We start from the raw sequence: 16,174 nt of genomic DNA on the forward strand, positions 1-16,174 counted from the left end.
TCAAATTTTGTCGAGTCAATCGCGATCCTATACAATTATTTCATTTTTTTCAACAGCCAAACGCTAATACCCAAGAATAGAGTAGCCACAGTCTACGTGCAGCACTTCGCCCGTAACGCCACTGCCAAGATTGCTGAGCAGGAATACGGCTGCGCCGCCTATCTCCTCGGTCGTTACCATTCTGCGCATTGGGGCTCTATCGACGAAGTTGGAAGATAGCGTACTGAATCCGCTGATCCCTTTCGCCGCCAAAGTTTTGACCGGCCCCGCAGAGATCGCATTGATCCTGAAGCCCATAGGACCAAGGTCATGGGCCAGATATCGCACGCTCATCTCAAGCGCCGCTTTCGCGACGCCCATGACGTTGTAGTTCTTGACGACACGCTCTCCTCCAAGATAAGTAAGGGTTACAATAGAGCCGCCCTCTTCCAGTATTGGGAGCGCGTGCTTGGTGACGGCCACCAGTGAAAACGCGCTGATGTCCTGAGCCATGCTGTAACCTTCTCTGGAAGTGTTGAAATAATCTCCATCCAGCTCATTTTTATCCGCGTGCGCTATGCTGTGGACGACGCCAAAAATCTTGCCTTCTTTGGCAGCGATCTCTCCAAAAGCTTGTTCTATACTGGCATCCTGAGTCACATCACACTCGATCATGCGAACACCCGTGATCCCTTCTTCTTCAACGAGCTTTTCAAGGCCCCTGAGGCTTTTTTCCCCATAATAAGTAAAGATGAGCTGTGCACCTGACTCAATCAGCTTTCTGCTGATGCCCCATGCAATGCTCCATTTATTGGCAACTCCCATCACCAGAATCTTTTTTTGATTCAACAAGCTCATGATAACCTCCGTTTATAATTAGTTATTAGTATCAGATCATAATCATTTATCATTATAATGGATTGACCGCAGAAAATCAAGAGTGGACTATAAGCGCGAAATGGGTATCAGTTGTAATGACTTGGAGGTGATCCTGGTGAATTCAATCGTATTGTCCAAACTTAGTCTGATTGCGCTGGGACTTTTCTTTCTTTTTCTTTTCTATACAAAGCTTATTCCACTGCTGCTCATTTTCCTGCCCTTCTGGCTGGGATATCTGCTGTCTCGTCCGCTAAGCAAGCTCGTGGATCGTATCAAAATCTGGATCAAGCTGCCAGATGCGTTGATTGTCCTGGTGCTTATGGCTTTAACCATAAGTTTGGGAGGTTTCCTGCTGTTTAAATTGGGGGTTATGGGCGTCGTGGCTTTCCAGGATATGCTGCCGGAGATTCCGGGATGGATTGATAGCCTGAGCAGTTATAACACCCGTGTCTTGAATGTAATAGAAAAGGTCTACCTGAACCTGCCGCAGGAATATGAGGGTTTTTTGGCTACGGCATGGTCCAGAATGGCAGAAGCCTTGGCGACGCTTCTTTCCGAAGCGGCGCAATCTTCTTTTGGCATGCTGAAATCCCTGCCGCGCATTGTCGTTTCGATCTTTGTCATTTTAATTTCGACGTTCTTTTTCACCGCGGACAGAATACGGATCCAAAGGCAGTTTAAACCCTGGATTCAGCGCTGGGTCCACGATAACCCTTATATTCAGACCTTCAAACAGGATGTTTGGAGAGTTGCAACTGGCTATTTCAAAGCACAGCTCACCCTGATGACCATAACTTTTTCTGTTTCTCTCGTGGGACTTTTAATTCTCAGAGTTCCAAACGCATTGCCAATTGCGGTGGGAATTGGTCTGGTGGACGTGGTGCCGGCGCTTGGACCCGCAGCTGTCTATGTCCCGTGGGCTGTTTCCAAACTGATTCTTTCTGACGTTTCCGCCGCAGTCCAACTGTTGATTTTATATGCCGTCGTCACGGTGACGCGTCAAATGCTTGAGCCCAAAATCGTTGGTCATCACATTGGCATCCACCCGTTGATTACACTGCTGTCGCTCTACCTTGGCATTCGCTTTTTGGGATTCTCAGGTTTGATCCTGGGCCCACTCACCGCCATCACTGTGATCGCCTATTACAAAAAGTTCTCAAAAAACCAAATTGACGAACATTAAACAAATAATTTTATTTATCATGCGCACTATTTCGTCTGTTTAATGATTTTTTTTTGTTTTCATTAGCAAATTTGATGTTTTTTACTTTACATCTACAATTTATCTCACTATAATAATTTTGATAGCGCAAATAAAAGTCCGGAGGTGTATTGTGAACGATCTTCTATATTTTATTCCCGTCTCGCATCACGACGAAGCATCGATAAAACAACTGCTGGCAGATCATCCGCAAATTAAATTTGTATCCCTTACTGCTGTAGATCTCGGCAACAACAGCACGGATGAAAAAATTCCAGTTAAAATTTTTCTCGAGGATATTGAAAATTTTCTACATCATGGCGTCCAGACGGATGGTTCAAGCGTTTACTTGCCTAAAATTGCCCAGATCAATAACGCTAAGGTCGACCTCATACCAGACCGCAATGTGAAATGGATGGTCGACTACAATCTGGCTAACAGGGATAACGCTACAGGACGCCCTGTCGGCACATTAATCATTCCTGCCTTCCTTTATCATAATGGTAAAGCGGTTTGCTCAAGGTCCGTGCTAAAACGCTCCACAGAATATTTTACTTCAACTCTAAAAGCGTGGTTGGCAGAAAACGATTACGCCAGAGAATTCTTGGGTTTTGCTTCAGATGAAACCGTGGAAGAAGTCTACATGACTATGGCTACTGAAGTGGAGTTTTGGGTCAAAACTCCTGACTACAGAACAGATACCGAAAAACTGAGCGCTTCCCAAGTCCTGAAAGAGCAATACTGGAAACGCACGGTAGGACCAGTGAGAACTGCCATGGAGCAAGCTTTAATCAACCTTGACAACTACGGTTACCATGCTGAAATGGGACATAAGGAAGTCGGTGGCGTCCCTTCCAAACTGTCTGGTATGAGTCAGTTTACGCACATCATGGAGCAACTGGAAATTGATTGGAAATATGACGAAGCACTTCAATCTGCTGACCACGAGCTCTTCGCACGGGAAATTATCAGTGAGACTTTTGCCCGTCAGGGATTGAAGGTTACCTTCCGCGCGAAACCTATAGAAGGTGTTGCCGGAAACGGCGAGCACCATCATGTTGGCGTCGCAGTCAAGCTGAGCAGCGGACGAAAGCTGAACCTGTTCTCTCCAAAAAATATGAAAGACTCTTATCTAAACCCTTTGGGTTGGGGCGCCCTTATGGGCATTCTTAAAAACTATGAGGTGATCAATCCTTTCGTCACTTCTTCCAACGACGCTTTCAACAGATTGAAACCCGGCTTTGAGGCGCCGGTTTGTATCGTTTCCTGTTTGGGACATACCGTTGAGGTTCCAGCGCGGAACAGAACTGTCCTAATCGGTTTGATCAGGGATATGGACAATCCTTTTGCGACACGTTTCGAACTGCGTTCTCCGAACCCTACGTCCAATTCATATCTGACGACAGCTGCTGTCTATCAGGCCATGCTTGACGGAATCTCCTTTGTCCTGGAGCACAAGTCTACTGAAGCGGAACTGGAAAATGAATTGTCGAAAAAATATGGCGAGGAAGCTGCATACCTTGAAAAATTCAGAGAATATCGTAGTGAAGAAGATGTCTTTGAACACTATACCAGCGAAGAGCGCAACCAACTCTTCGGCGTACCGCCCCGTACCGTTTGGGAAAATCTAAAAGGCTTCGAATCCTATAAAGAGAAGGTTTCTATTTTGACGAGAGGAGATGTCTTCCCTGAAAAGATTATTGAATCCTATCAAGCGACTATTTTGAGTCAGTGGATCACAGAGCTCACGAACCGCGTCATACCAATTAACGAAGACTTGATCAGGCACTATGTCAAGTTGCACGGCCTTGATGACATAACAGATCTGGATGTCGTCAATTGGGAAAAAATACGTTCTCTTCGCAATGAACTCATGAAAAACAGCCTCGACAAACAGTCCTTATTTGCAAAAATAAAGCAAGCCATCCATAAAGAAGATTTTGATCTCGCAAGCGAGCTGCAGGTCGAAATGATGGTTAAGATGGCTACTTTGAAATCAATTTACACTGAATATCGCCACAACCTGATTTCTTTCGAAGAGTAATCGCGTCACCAAACTTAACCAGACATGATACTACAAATTCAAAGTCGTTGACAAACACAAAGAGAAGGCGCCCAGCGCCTTCTCTTCTTTTTTTTGAATTTTAAAACGACACAATAATGCCCTGACGATCGCAATACAAACTGCTGAGACCGCGGGTTTGAACAACAATGATATCCTTGAAGCCACAGCGCTTTTGAAGTTCTGCCTTGAGATGTGCCGCCCGGGTTGGATTGTTGACATGAGAAATCGCTAAGATCTTATCTTCCACAGATTTGGCGTTATCCATGATCATTTCCACCAAGCGGTCAAAAGCTTTGTTTGAGCCCCGGGCTTTGTCAAACATCCGGATCTCTCCGTCCTCAGCGCCCATGATTGGCTTAATGCTCAGGGCAGTGGCGAGCACACCTTTCAGTTTTGAAATCCGACCATTCTTAATTAAGTTATCCAGCGACTCCGAAACGAAGAAAGTCTTCATTTCATTGACATAGCCCGTGATGACCTCAATGATCTCATTAAAGTCGAGCCCTTTTTCAATCAGCTCGTGGAGCTTCATGGAGATCAGGGTTTCAGCGATCGACGCCGCTTTGGAATCCACCAGGTGAATTTTTTTATCTGGATGGCTTTCCAGATACATTTCCTTGGCAATTTGAGCGCTGTTGTAAGTGCCGCTCAGCTTTGAAGAGATTGTGACGACAAAGCAGTCCTCATCCCCTTCAAACGCTTCCAAAAAATCATTTGGAGAAGGGCAGGCCGAGCGCGGTACATCCTTCGCCGCACTCATGTCGGTGATAAACTGAATGGGATCAAGCTGTGCATCATCCACATATTCCCTGCCGTCCAGCGTCAGCTTAAACGGAATTATCTCAACTGGATATTTCGATTGCAATTCAGGTGTCATATCATTGGAACTGTCCGCAATAATCTTGAAACCCATACCAATCACCTCATTCAATGACTTTACTTTATTATATGGTATTTGGTGACAATTGACAAGACAACGAAAGCCCTGTGGCCACTTCAGTGTGAAGTGGCCACAGGGCTTTTCGAATGTTTTATAAATTAAAGCTTAACTTGTGAAAGAATTCTTGCTTCGATCTCAACGACTTCCTTCTCTATGCGGGCGACTTCAGCCGCAGCCTTCTCAACGTACTCCGCATCCTTGATGGAGCCGAGGTTGATCTTGACATTGTAAAGCGCGGAGAGGACAGCCGTACGCGTCATCATGGCAGCGACAGCGCCATCAGTAACTGCGTTGCTGTTGCCCTTCACGACAACCGCTTCTATCATTCCAAGAATCTCCATAGCAGCCTGAGCCGTTTCAAGAGGCACGTTGGCAGCAAGCTTCATGCCATTCTGAATCGCAGCCGTTCTTGCCGCCTTCTCTTCATCCGTCTCTTTAGGGAGCTTGAACGCTTTCATGACGTCGTCGAAGGAGCTGGCATCCTTATCAATGAAATCGACGAATTTTGGCGTGTAGGCGCTCATTTTTTCAGAAATTGCCTTCATTTCATCTTGAACTTCTTCGTAACCTTTTTTGCCGATAGTTAAGTTAGCGACCATTTCCGTAAGGGAAGACGCGATTGCTGCAGAAAGCGCAGCGACACTGCCGCCACCAGGAACTGGAGCATCTGAAGAGGTGGCCGCCAAAAATTCGGTAATTTTCATATTGGATAACATGAATTTACTCCTCCTTAAACAATTATGATATCAGTATACTTCAACTTCATCAAATTGACTATATAAAGATATCACAAAATCTCAATTTTAGAAGCATCAAAAATCATCCGACCATTCTTGATGACTTTTTCAACTGTGGAGACGCCTATATGATAAGGAATGTACTGATAAGATGGGAACTCGTGAATGACGAGATCTGCCTTCTTGCCAGGATCAATGCTGCCAATTTCATGAGCCCGGCCAACTGCTGCGGCCCCATTCAAAGTCAGGCCCGTGATAACTTCTTCAATCCGCATGTCCATCTGCAGAGTTGTCAGGGCAATCGCAAGCGGTATAGACTCTGTGAAGCAGCTGCCCGGATTGAAATCTGTTGCGACCGCGACGGCACAGCCCCGCTCAATCATGTATCGTGCCCGAGCGTAATGCTCCTTCAGACTAAACGCCGTACACGGCAGCACCGTTGCCACAACGCCTGCTTCTGCCATGGCATTAATGCCCTCATCTGATGCTTGAAGCAAGTGATCCGCGGAAACCGCGCCCACCTCCGCCGCCAGCTCAGAACCGCCCAGCTGGACGATCTCATCTGCGTGGAGCTTAAGCTTGAAGCCCATAGCCTTTGCGGCGTTGAGCAGCCGCCTGGATTCTTCGACAGAAAACACATTCTTTTCGCAGAAAATATCACAGAATTCAGCAAGGCTTCGTTCCTTGACAACGGGCATAACCTCTTCTATGAGGTACTCTATAAATTCAGCGCCTCTGCCTTTGTACTCCGTAGGGATGCTGTGGGCACCCATAAAAGTGGTTATGAGATCAAGTGAATGGTTATCCTGAAGCGCCTTCATGACCTCCAACTGTTTGAGCTCAGTTTCCTTATCAAGTCCATAACCGCTTTTGGCCTCCACTGTTGTGACGCCAAAGCGGGTCATGCTGTCAAGTCGTTTCATACCCGTTTCAAAAAGGATCTCAAAAGAAGCTTCTCGTGTGCCGCGGACGGAATTGATAATTCCACCGCCACGATTCATAATGTCCACATAGGAGTCTCCGCGAAGACGCCAATTGTATTCATTCTCCCTATATCCGCCAAAGACCAGGTGCGTGTGAGAATCTACGAAACCAGGCAAAATGGTCTTCCCCCTGCAATCGATCACCTCGTCAGGAACCAGATCCCTTGTAGACTCCCCGGGCATCAGAATCTTCTCAATGCGATCCCCTTTTACAAGAATTGAGCCACCTTCAATGACCCCAATATCTTGCATCTGTTCACCTTTTTTTGCCTCAAAACCACTGACGGTGACGATTTGAGACGCGTTTTCGAGTAGTAGGATGCGGTTATCCTCTGCCTTTTTTTTAGTCATAAGCTTACTCCATAATTCTTTTTTCGAGAATCTGATCCATTGAGAAAACCTCTATGCCAAGGTAATATTCCGCTGTGCTGATCAATGCCTCCATAGGCACAAGTCCTATGACTTCGCTTCCAACGACGTTGACGCCATAGCGTTTCGCTTCAATTTTGACGAGCTCGAATACACGGTAAAGCGGCGTTTTTGTGAAATCCGTCATGTTCATGGAAACTTGTACCTGACCGCGATCAGCAAGGTCTATCCCTATCGCTTTGCAATATCTCAGACCGCCAGAAAGGAAACGAACGTTCTTCGCGATCTTGTTCGCGATTTCAAGATTGTTGGTGTCAAGGTTGATGTTGAAAGCCACAAGCGGCATTCTTGCGCCAATGGCCGTAATGCCAGCTGTCGGATGAATGTCTGTGCCAAAGTCCGGCTGCCACTTTTCTTCTTTGACCTTCTCAGCCATGCCTTCAAATTGGCCTTTTCTGACCTCTGCAAGGTTTTCACGGTGAGAGGCTGATGCGGCTTTTTCATATAGGAAAGAAGGCACGCCATGCTTTTCAAATGCAAGGGCTGCCGTTTCCTTAGCCAGTGCGACACACTCTTCCATAGTGATGTTTTGAATCGGAATGAAAGGAACGACGTCTGTAGCGCCCATTCTTGGATGCTGGCCCCGGTGGGTTGTCATATCGATCAGCTGTGAAGCAGTGCCCATTGCCTCGACAACAGCTTGCTTCAGCGGCTCAGGCTCACCGACAACGGTGACGACCACGCGGTTGTGATCCTCGTCGTTGCTGTAATCGAGAAGTTTGACGCCTTCCTTGCCTCTGAACGCCTCGACAATTTTATCAATTTTTGCGAGATCTCTACCTTCACTGAAGTTTGGAACACATTGAACAATTTTGTTGAACGCCATTTAAATTTCCTCCATTCGCATATTTTGGTTTATGTTTACGGTGTCGACGCCGGCCTCAGCTTGGCGCCGAGCACTTTAAGCATGTGGGTTGTCATGGCAGGAAGATCGTATTCGGGTTTCCAGCCCCAATCCGTCCTTGCGCAGCCGTCATCCAGAGAATTGGGCCACGCGTCCGCTATGGCTTGCTTTACCGGATTGATATCATACGCCATTTTGAAGTTTGGAAGGTGTTTCTGAATTTCCTTAGCCAAAATCTCGGGTGAAAAACTCATAGCCGTAATGTTGTAAGCATTGCGATGCGCCAGTTTCGTTGGTGATGCCTCCATCAGTTCAACAATGGCCCTGAGGGCGTCAGGCATGTACATCATGTCCAGAAAAGTTTTTGGTTCCAAATCACAGATAAACCCGCCTGTTTCAATGGCTTTATAAAAGATGTGCACGGCGTAATCTGTCGTGCCGCCTCCAGGAAGTGCTTCGTGTGAAATCAAACCTGGAAATCGTACACCTCTGGTGTCAACGTCGAAATGATGGTAGTAATAATCGCACAAGAGTTCACCTGCGACTTTGGAAATGCCATAGATCGTTCTTGGCCGCTGAATGGTCACCTGGGGTGTACGGTCAAGGGGTGTTTCCGGACCAAACGCCGCTATAGAGCTGGGCGTAAATACTGAGACTGAAGTGGCTTTAGCCGCCTCAAGCACATTGTAAAGTCCGTTCATGTTGATCTGCCAGAGGGCTTCCGGATCAGATTCTCCTTTGGCAGACAGAATAGCCGCCAAATGAATCACACTGTCCACCCGGTGCCTTCTTATGACTTCAACAAGCTGACCCGCGTTCAGCACATCCAGTTTTTCATAAATTGCGTTAAAATGAAGCTCTTCGTGCCTGCCTGAGGCAATGACCTGATCATCTCCATAAATGGATTGAAGATAGGTCGTGAGCTCAGTGCCAATTTGTCCTGCCGCGCCCGTGATCAGAATTTTTTTCAATTCATACACTCTCCCTGGATCGCGAGGCTATGATTATAGTAGGCCCCGACTGTCAAAAAAGCGTCAAACAACAACACAACTTTCATTCAAAAAGTCTTCTTTCACTCTGATTGTACCCGAAATTCTAAAAAATCATCGCTCTCGAGCGCAACGAATGATAAACTTATGAATAAGGAAATGCAGCCATTAAGTCTGGAGGGATTAAAATGCCGCAAATTATGGTTAGTTCGGATATGCTGATCAAGCTTCTGCTGTCCTGTGTGCTCGGTGGCCTGATTGGACTTGAGCGTGAAAGGGTCAACCGGCCTGCCGGTTTTCGAACGCACATGCTCGTCAGCGTTGGCGCCACACTGGTCATGATGATCAACAGCGTGATGATCAGTGGCTACGGGGACACTGTCAACTTGGATCCAGGCAGATTTGGCGCTGCGGTCATAAGCGGCATTGGCTTTTTAGGCGCAGGAACAATCATTAAAGAAGGCAATTCTGTCAAAGGATTGACCACTGCCGCCAGTCTCTGGACCGTCGCTTGCATAGGTCTTGCCATTGGCGCCGGTTATTATGCCATAAGCGCCATAACCACACTGACCGTTTTTATCATTCTTGAGGTATTCGCCCGAATGGAAAAAAGCATTCTTAGAAAACGCAGGCAGCTGATCCTGCGCATTGTTTCAGAAAATACCCCTGGACAAATTGGAAAAATTGGGGATGTCACCGGGTTTCATAAGTGTCTTATTCAAGACATTGACTTGGATCATCAAAGTGATCGTACGGCAGTCATAACCATAGCCTTGAAATTTCAAAAGGGCTTTGATCTCGCCGGACTGATGGATGACCTGTCCTCCCTCAGCGGTTTACATTCTGTAGAACAGGTGACGCCGCTATACCAGAGAACAGTGGATTTCTAATAATTTGTAAAAAAAAGAGGCCTTTCGGTCTCTTTTTTATTGGGATTGGGATGTTAAAATTCCGCTGTCTTTACGGTTCTCGGGAACGGTATAACGTCACGAATATTCGTGATCCCCGTCAAATACATGAGGATTCTCTCAAAGCCAAGGCCATAGCCCGCATGGCGTGTGGTGCCATACTTTCTGAGCTCAAGGTACCACCAATAATCCTCAACGTTAAGATTCATATCTTTAATGCGCTGAACCAGGTTGTCAAAGCGTTCTTCACGCTGAGAACCGCCTATGATTTCGCCAACGCCCGGAACCAGAAGATCCATAGCTGCGACAGTTTTTCCGTCTTCATTCAGTCTCATATAAAACGCTTTGATTTCCTTAGGATAATTGACGACAAAGACAGGCTTCTTGAAGATTTTCTCAGTAAGATAACGTTCGTGCTCCGTTTGAAGGTCCAGTCCCCAGCTGACTGGAAACTCAAATTTAACGTCAGCTTTCTCGAGCAGCTCGACAGCCTCAGTATAAGTGACCCTCGCGAAATCAGAGTTGACGACATTGGTCAGCCGCTCCAGAAGACCAGTATCAATACGCTCGTTAAAGAATGCTATTTCCTCAGGGCATTGCTCCATGACGTACTGGATGATGTACTTGATCATCTCTTCCGCAATTTCCATATTGCCGTTAATATCCGTGAATGCCATTTCAGGCTCAATCATCCAGAATTCAGCGGCATGGCGTGCCGTGTTTGAGTTTTCAGCACGGAAGGTAGGACCAAAGGTATAGGTGTTTCTGAAGGCTTGCGCAAAAATTTCCGCTTCCAGCTGACCGCTGACTGTGAGGTTGGTTTCTTTGCCAAAGAAGTCTTCAGAAAAGTCAATAGCGCCTGACTCTGTTCTGGGCGGGTTCCCCAGCTCTAAAGTCGTCACCCGGAACATTTCACCGGCACCTTCCGCGTCACTGCCTGTAATAATTGGCGTGTGCGCATAAACAAATCCCTTTTCCTGGAAAAAGCGGTGAATGGCGAATGCCGCCACGGATCTGACTCTGAAAGCCGCTGAAAAAGTATTGCTCCGCGGTCTGAGGTGAGCGATCGTTCTCAGATATTCGAGGGTATGACGCTTTTTCTGAAGCGGATAATCCGCATCCGAAGTCCCCTCAATGACAATTTCTGTCGCCTTGATTTCAAACGGCTGCTTGGCTTGAGGCGTTAAAACCAGTTCTCCAGTGATGATCAGGGAGGTCGAAATAGGATATTTGGCTACTTCTTTAAAATTGCTGAGGGACTCATCAAAGACGATCTGTACATTCTTAAAAGTCGTGCCATCATTCAATTCAATAAAACCAAAGTTCTTGCTGTCACGGACCGTCCTGATCCAGCCCCCTACAGTAACTGACTTTCCTGCCAGCTCATTGTAGCTGAGTATTAAATCCTTCATCAATTGCATGCAGATTCCTCCAATTATTCTTTGATTTATGAGTAGTCTTTTGGTGACTTCAAACATACAAAAAACCTTCCATTCCTTCTCAAAGACAAGGGACGAAAGGTAATTCGCGGTACCACCCTGATTGCCATAAAACAGCTATGGCCTCTCAAAGACCTTTTAACGAAGGTCACTCGCCTGAATCTACCAGCTATTCCCGAATAATGCTCATTCAAGGGACTTAGCGTTCGGTCAGGAGCTCCGGGGCGTTTTTCACACGTCTACATAACAGCGGGCTTACACCCTCCCCGCTTCGCTGCAGTTTGCCAGTCGCGTTACTCTTCCCATCACAGCTGATCTGCTGAATTACAGCCATTATAATGCAAGAAAGGCCTTTAGTCAAATAGAGACTTAAGGCCTCTGCACTCCAAGGAATATGGAGGCAAGTTTACAGCATTGGTTCGACGACATCCGAATGCTTAAACCCATTCGGTACGTTGATAAGCAGGATCTTCACCATTCTGCTCGTGTAGTTGGCCCAATTGTGTACCGTACTCGATTCAAAATGGGCGCAGTCACCAGGGTAAAGCTCAAAACGCTCATTGTTCAGATACAAAGTGAAGATGCCTTCCAATACATAGATGAACTCTTCGCCTTCGTGCTGATAAGGTGACAGCATCTCATCCTCTGACTTAGGCAATATTTCAATCATACGCGGCAATATATCACGGTTGTCCAAATCATTGCTCAAGTGATAATGAATAAAATGCGCGCTGTCCACCCTCGCGACCTCTCGCTCATAGGACCGCATAATCACGTCATTGCTTCTCTTTTTGAGAGGAAAGAAGTAAGAAAGGTCCACATCCAGCGCTCTGGCAATTTTTTCAAGAGACGTGATCGCCAGCGCAGTCAGACCGCGTTCGACCTGTGAAAGAAAGCCAATGGACAATTCTGTCATTTCACTGAGCTCTTTTAAGGTCATTTTTTTTGACAAACGCAAATCTTTGATTTTATCACCGATATTGTTTGGCATACGCACGCTCCATGTTTAAGACTTATTATCATTATAAACCTATATTAAAATTTTTTCCATGGATTTGCGTTATTTTTTAATCATGGTGAAGAATTTCTGCGAAACAAAACATTTTAAAAAATATTCAAGTTATATGTATCAGACAAAGCCTTGAGCATCTTGATGCCAACAACAGAATTCCCTTTAGGGTCCAGTGCAGGTCCATAAACCCCAATCCCCATTTGTCCCGGCGAAACCGCCATGATGCCGCCGCCGACGCCTGATTTCGCAGGCAGACCAACGTGAATCGCAAATTCGCCTGAGCCATCATACATACCACACGTCACCATATAAGCTTTGGCAATCTTCGCGTATTCCACCGGAAACAGCTGCTCGCCTGTAACGTAGCACTTTCCATCCAGCGCCAGAACCATAGCCATGTTGGACAAATCCGAGCAGTTCAGGCTGATGGAGCATTGGCTGAAATAAACTTCAAGCACCTCATCCGGATCCTGATCAAAGTTTTTCATAGCCCTCAAAAAATGGGCAATTGAACGATTCCTGTGTCCAGTTTCCTTTTCACTGAGATAAACGCGCTGGTCAATTTCAATATTGGGATTGTGGGCAATCTTCCGGACAAATCCCAGAAGTCTTTCAATTTTATGCGCTGTGGAATCCCCTTTGATCATTGCAGCTATAGAAATAGCTCCCGCATTGATCATGGGATTGAAAGGCTTGTGCTTTTCGTGAGTTTCAAGCCGGATCATTGAATTAAAGGGATCACCTGTAGGCTCTTTGCCCACCTTTTCGAAAATTTTGTCAGGACCCCAGTCCATTAGCGCCAGAATAAGTGCCATTGGCTTTGACACACTCTGAATGGTGAATTTCGTTTCCGCATCTCCAGCGCAATAGAGGCCTTCTGCCGTTCTGACACAAATGCCAATTCCGTCAGGATCAACTTTTGCGAGCTCGGGAATATATGTTGCAACTCTCCCCTGCCTCGCAGCCGGTGCGTAAGCTTCAACTAATTGATTCAAATAGTCATGCATTTTAGCGGCTGCAGCTATGGCACAATTACGAAACACAGCTTACACCTTCACTTCCCTTCGTCCATTATTTGCACGCACAAGAAACTTCGTTTTATTGCGCAATCAATTTTAGCGCGTTTGTGGTGTGCGCGAACTATTTTTTAGTTGTTTTTAATAATATATACACCTTTTGTATTCAATTCGTCTTTTTTATAATAACTTTCAGTTCACTTCATTGCAAGACTTTTTTCTCTGTCAGGGTCTATTAATTTGTGCTATAATGGCCATAGAATTCGACACATTAATTCTGTGTCGATTTCTTTAGAACAGCGTTATACTTTAAAATACATAACGAAGGGGACAACTATATGAGCTTTCTCAATTTGTTACACGGTATCAGGGATATAAGATCTGCCCTTAACAGTTGTTTATTCAGCCCAAAACCAATAGAAGGACCTGATTCAAGACGCACAGCTTCACTATTTGTACTCCTGTCTGTCCTGCTTTTTGGCTTATCTGGCTGTGGAGGCTCTGCCCAAACTTCTGGGCAGGAACTGGTCGTTGGTGCAGCTTCTTCCCTGACAAAGCCCCTGGATGAAATTTCAGCCCTGTATAATGCACAAAAAGGTGTTGTTCTAAAAATTTCCTACGCCTCCTCGGGCACCCTCCGAAAGCAGCTGGAAGAAGGCGCACCTTTCGATCTGGTTTTTTTGGCTTCCTCCAAGGATATGAACACCCTTTCTGAATCCGGCCAGCTCCTGGACCACACCATTCGAGATCTTCTGAGCAATCAAATCTGCTATGTCTCTAAATCAGCCGTGACCCTGGAAACCCTCCCTGTGAACATGACTCAGGCTGAGCGCATAACCCTTGGGGATCCCTCAAGTGTTCCCGTTGGTCAGTATGCCATGGAGTCTCTGGTGGCTTTAGGCTTGAATGGCCTGATCGAGGGCAAGCAGCTCTTTGCCAAGGACGCGCGTCAAGTCGTTCAGTATTTGAATTCAGGCGCCGTTGACGCTGGCTTTGTCTTTTCCACAGATGCCGGTTTATTGGAAGGCGACTTTTTTGTTGTCATGTTGCCGGCGGAAAGCCATCGGCCAATTCTTTACCCTGCGGCAGTCAGCGCCAGCAGCCCTCAGGCAGAAGCCGCGGCAGATTTCCTTGACTTCCTGGGCAGCCCAGAGGCTTCTGCCATTTTCGAGTCCTACGGCTTTTCCCTGCCACAGTGATATTCCGTGTCGCCTATAACCTTGCCGAACAGGAGTGATGACCATGTCCCAAGCTCAAATTATCAGTGCGGTCCTTCTCTCCCTTAGAATTGCTGCAGTCTCAACGCTGCTGACGGGCCTTCTTGGCACCCTGCTGGCCAGATCATTGTCCCGCTCGAAGAAAACTTCTTTTAGGGTCATAGAGACCCTGGTGGTTTTGCCGATGGTCTTGCCGCCCTCCATTGTGGGGTATTTGCTGCTGATTTCCCTTGGCAAGAACAGCTGGCTTGGCAGCCTCATTTATCTCGCCACCGGCGAAACCCTCCTCTTCAGCTGGACCGCCGCGGTGATCGCAGCAGTGATCGTTTCCCTGCCCTTGATGTATCAAAGCGCCCGGGCCGGCTTCCAGGGGGTGGACCACCGACTTGAAAATGCGGCAAGAACCCTGGGCGCACATGAATGGCGCATTTTCATCGAAGTGACGCTCCCCCTTGCAAGACCCAAGCTTCTGACAGGGCTTGCGTTGTCATTTGCCAGGGCTATTGGTGAATTTGGGGCGACACTCATGGTAGCGGGAAACATTCCGGGCAAGACCCAAACGATTCCAACCGCCCTTTACTTCGCCGCAGAGAATGGCGACCACACAGCGGCCAACCTGCTGCTGGTCATTTCTCTGACTATAGGCATAGCTGCCATGTTCAGCGTCAACTTTCTGCTCGATAAGAGCCGGACTCAATAAGTTCAATGATAGGAGCTGTTCTCAATGATAGACTTTCACTTCATCAAGCAGCTGGATGCCTTCACGCTGGATATAGCGCACCGCTCTGCATCACCAATATTAACACTTATGGGGCCCTCCGGTTCAGGGAAGACAACGCTGCTCAACCTGATCTGCGGACTCGCAGAGCCAGACGGCGGCTATCTGAGGCTAAACGGCAGGGAGCTCTACAATAACAGAAGCGGCGTATCTCTGCCACCAAGAGACCGGAGAATCGGTTATATCTTTCAATCCCTGGCGCTGTTTCCGCACATGACTGTACTTGAAAATGTCATATTTGGCGTTCGTGAACGGCCTAAGCGCTATGGGCGTCTCATAGGCACCAGACGCCTCGCTAACGCCAAGTGCCTTTCAGACTCTGAGCTGAAAGTTCACGAGCAACTGGATTTTCTAAGGATTGCCCACTTGGCATCAAAGTATCCTGCTGATTTGTCCGGCGGCGAGCGTCAGCGCGTAGCGATCGCACGGGCGCTGTCCTCTGAAGCGGACATTCTTCTTATGGATGAGCCCTTCGCTGCTCTTGACCGGACCAACCGGGACAACGCCATCAGACTTCTTTTGTCCGTTCAGGCACATTACGGGAAGGCCATGATCCTCGTGACCCATCACCCGGAGGAGGCTGAAGCCTTTCCAGGGGACCACCTTGAGATCCACATGGGCAGGGCTGTAAGTTTGAAACAGCAGGCTGACAACTTATAAGAAATGACAAATAATAAGACAACAATTAAAAAAATATTAAAAAACGCTTAATTTTGATCTCACTTTCTGGTATGATGGTCTTTGTATCGAAGGAGTGA

Annotated in this window: 15 protein-coding genes and 1 other annotated feature; of the genes, 6 read left to right on the top strand and 9 right to left on the bottom strand. The window is 46.9% G+C overall.

The features are described 5' to 3' along the window. Positions 1–63 precede the first annotated feature (63 nt). Positions 64–837 (bottom strand): enoyl-ACP reductase FabI, encoded by a 774-nt coding sequence (locus tag BLP63_RS03425; protein WP_139159765.1) that lies wholly within the window; start codon positions 835–837, stop codon positions 64–66. Positions 838–973: 136 nt separating this feature from the next. Between BLP63_RS03425 and ytvI the strand changes: the two genes are divergently transcribed. Both ytvI and BLP63_RS03435 read left to right on the top strand, forming a co-directional pair. Then, positions 974–2,041, top strand: coding sequence for a sporulation integral membrane protein YtvI (gene ytvI, locus BLP63_RS03430; protein WP_170829263.1), 1,068 nt, complete (start codon positions 974–976; stop codon positions 2,039–2,041). A gap of 151 nt (positions 2,042–2,192) precedes the next feature. Then, positions 2,193–4,103 carry a type I glutamate--ammonia ligase gene (locus BLP63_RS03435; protein WP_330387078.1) on the top strand — a complete coding sequence of 637 codons (1,911 nt, stop codon included), beginning with the start codon at positions 2,193–2,195 and terminating at the stop codon, positions 4,101–4,103. A gap of 100 nt (positions 4,104–4,203) precedes the next feature. Here BLP63_RS03435 and BLP63_RS03440 read toward each other — a convergent pair whose 3' ends face one another. The 5 genes from BLP63_RS03440 to BLP63_RS03460 all read right to left on the bottom strand — a co-directional run bounded on the left by BLP63_RS03440 (position 4,204) and on the right by BLP63_RS03460 (position 9,028). Then, on the bottom strand, positions 4,204–5,037 hold the full coding sequence (locus tag BLP63_RS03440; protein ID WP_092589475.1) for a DegV family protein: 834 nt from the start codon (positions 5,035–5,037) through the stop codon (positions 4,204–4,206). A 125-nt stretch (positions 5,038–5,162) separates the two neighbouring features. Then, positions 5,163–5,780 (bottom strand): cyclodeaminase/cyclohydrolase family protein, encoded by a 618-nt coding sequence (locus tag BLP63_RS03445; protein ID WP_092589476.1) that lies wholly within the window; start codon positions 5,778–5,780, stop codon positions 5,163–5,165. A 71-nt stretch (positions 5,781–5,851) separates the two neighbouring features. Beyond that, the gene (gene hutI / locus BLP63_RS03450) at positions 5,852–7,135 is read right to left on the bottom strand and encodes an imidazolonepropionase (RefSeq protein ID WP_092589477.1); all 1,284 of its coding nucleotides are present in this window, start codon (positions 7,133–7,135) and stop codon (positions 5,852–5,854) included. A gap of 4 nt (positions 7,136–7,139) precedes the next feature. Further along, the gene (gene ftcD, locus BLP63_RS03455; protein WP_092589478.1) at positions 7,140–8,039 is read right to left on the bottom strand and encodes a glutamate formimidoyltransferase; all 900 of its coding nucleotides are present in this window, start codon (positions 8,037–8,039) and stop codon (positions 7,140–7,142) included. Between the two features lie 35 nt (positions 8,040–8,074). Beyond that, positions 8,075–9,028 carry an NAD-dependent epimerase/dehydratase family protein gene (locus BLP63_RS03460; protein ID WP_092589479.1) on the bottom strand — a complete coding sequence of 318 codons (954 nt, stop codon included), beginning with the start codon at positions 9,026–9,028 and terminating at the stop codon, positions 8,075–8,077. Positions 9,029–9,234: 206 nt separating this feature from the next. Here BLP63_RS03460 and BLP63_RS03465 point away from each other — a divergent pair, with 206 nt between their 5' ends. Next, a complete protein-coding gene (locus BLP63_RS03465; protein ID WP_092589480.1) occupies positions 9,235–9,936 on the top strand; it encodes an MgtC/SapB family protein in 702 nt (233 codons plus the stop codon). A gap of 53 nt (positions 9,937–9,989) precedes the next feature. Here BLP63_RS03465 and asnS read toward each other — a convergent pair whose 3' ends face one another. The 3 genes from asnS to glsA form a co-directional block, all read right to left on the bottom strand. Continuing rightward, positions 9,990–11,375: an asparagine--tRNA ligase gene (gene asnS / locus BLP63_RS03470; protein WP_170829264.1), complete on the bottom strand. Its 1,386-nt coding sequence runs from the start codon at positions 11,373–11,375 to the stop codon at positions 9,990–9,992. Positions 11,376–11,460: 85 nt separating this feature from the next. Next, positions 11,461–11,711, bottom strand: a binding site (T-box leader). An 88-nt stretch (positions 11,712–11,799) separates the two neighbouring features. Continuing rightward, positions 11,800–12,384, bottom strand: a complete 585-nt coding sequence (locus BLP63_RS03475) for a helix-turn-helix domain-containing protein (protein ID WP_092589481.1) — start codon at positions 12,382–12,384, stop codon at positions 11,800–11,802. A 113-nt stretch (positions 12,385–12,497) separates the two neighbouring features. After that, positions 12,498–13,448 (bottom strand): glutaminase A, encoded by a 951-nt coding sequence (gene glsA / locus BLP63_RS03480; protein ID WP_330387079.1) that lies wholly within the window; start codon positions 13,446–13,448, stop codon positions 12,498–12,500. 311 nt (positions 13,449–13,759) lie between these two features. On the opposite strand from glsA, the gene modA reads away from it, so the two are divergent. The 3 genes from modA to BLP63_RS03495 are packed head-to-tail and all read left to right on the top strand — an operon-like array spanning position 13,760 to position 16,076. Continuing rightward, complete coding sequence (gene modA / locus BLP63_RS03485; RefSeq protein WP_092589483.1) at positions 13,760–14,620, top strand: molybdate ABC transporter substrate-binding protein; 861 nt, start codon at positions 13,760–13,762, stop codon at positions 14,618–14,620. Between the two features lie 43 nt (positions 14,621–14,663). Next, the gene (gene modB, locus BLP63_RS03490; protein WP_170829265.1) at positions 14,664–15,338 is read left to right on the top strand and encodes a molybdate ABC transporter permease subunit; all 675 of its coding nucleotides are present in this window, start codon (positions 14,664–14,666) and stop codon (positions 15,336–15,338) included. Between the two features lie 24 nt (positions 15,339–15,362). Continuing rightward, complete coding sequence (locus tag BLP63_RS03495; RefSeq protein WP_092589485.1) at positions 15,363–16,076, top strand: ATP-binding cassette domain-containing protein; 714 nt, start codon at positions 15,363–15,365, stop codon at positions 16,074–16,076. The last annotated feature ends 98 nt before the right edge of the window (positions 16,077–16,174 follow it).

Source organism: Acidaminobacter hydrogenoformans DSM 2784 (assembly GCF_900103005.1).
Taxonomy (GTDB): Bacteria; Bacillota; Clostridia; order Peptostreptococcales; family Acidaminobacteraceae; genus Acidaminobacter; species Acidaminobacter hydrogenoformans.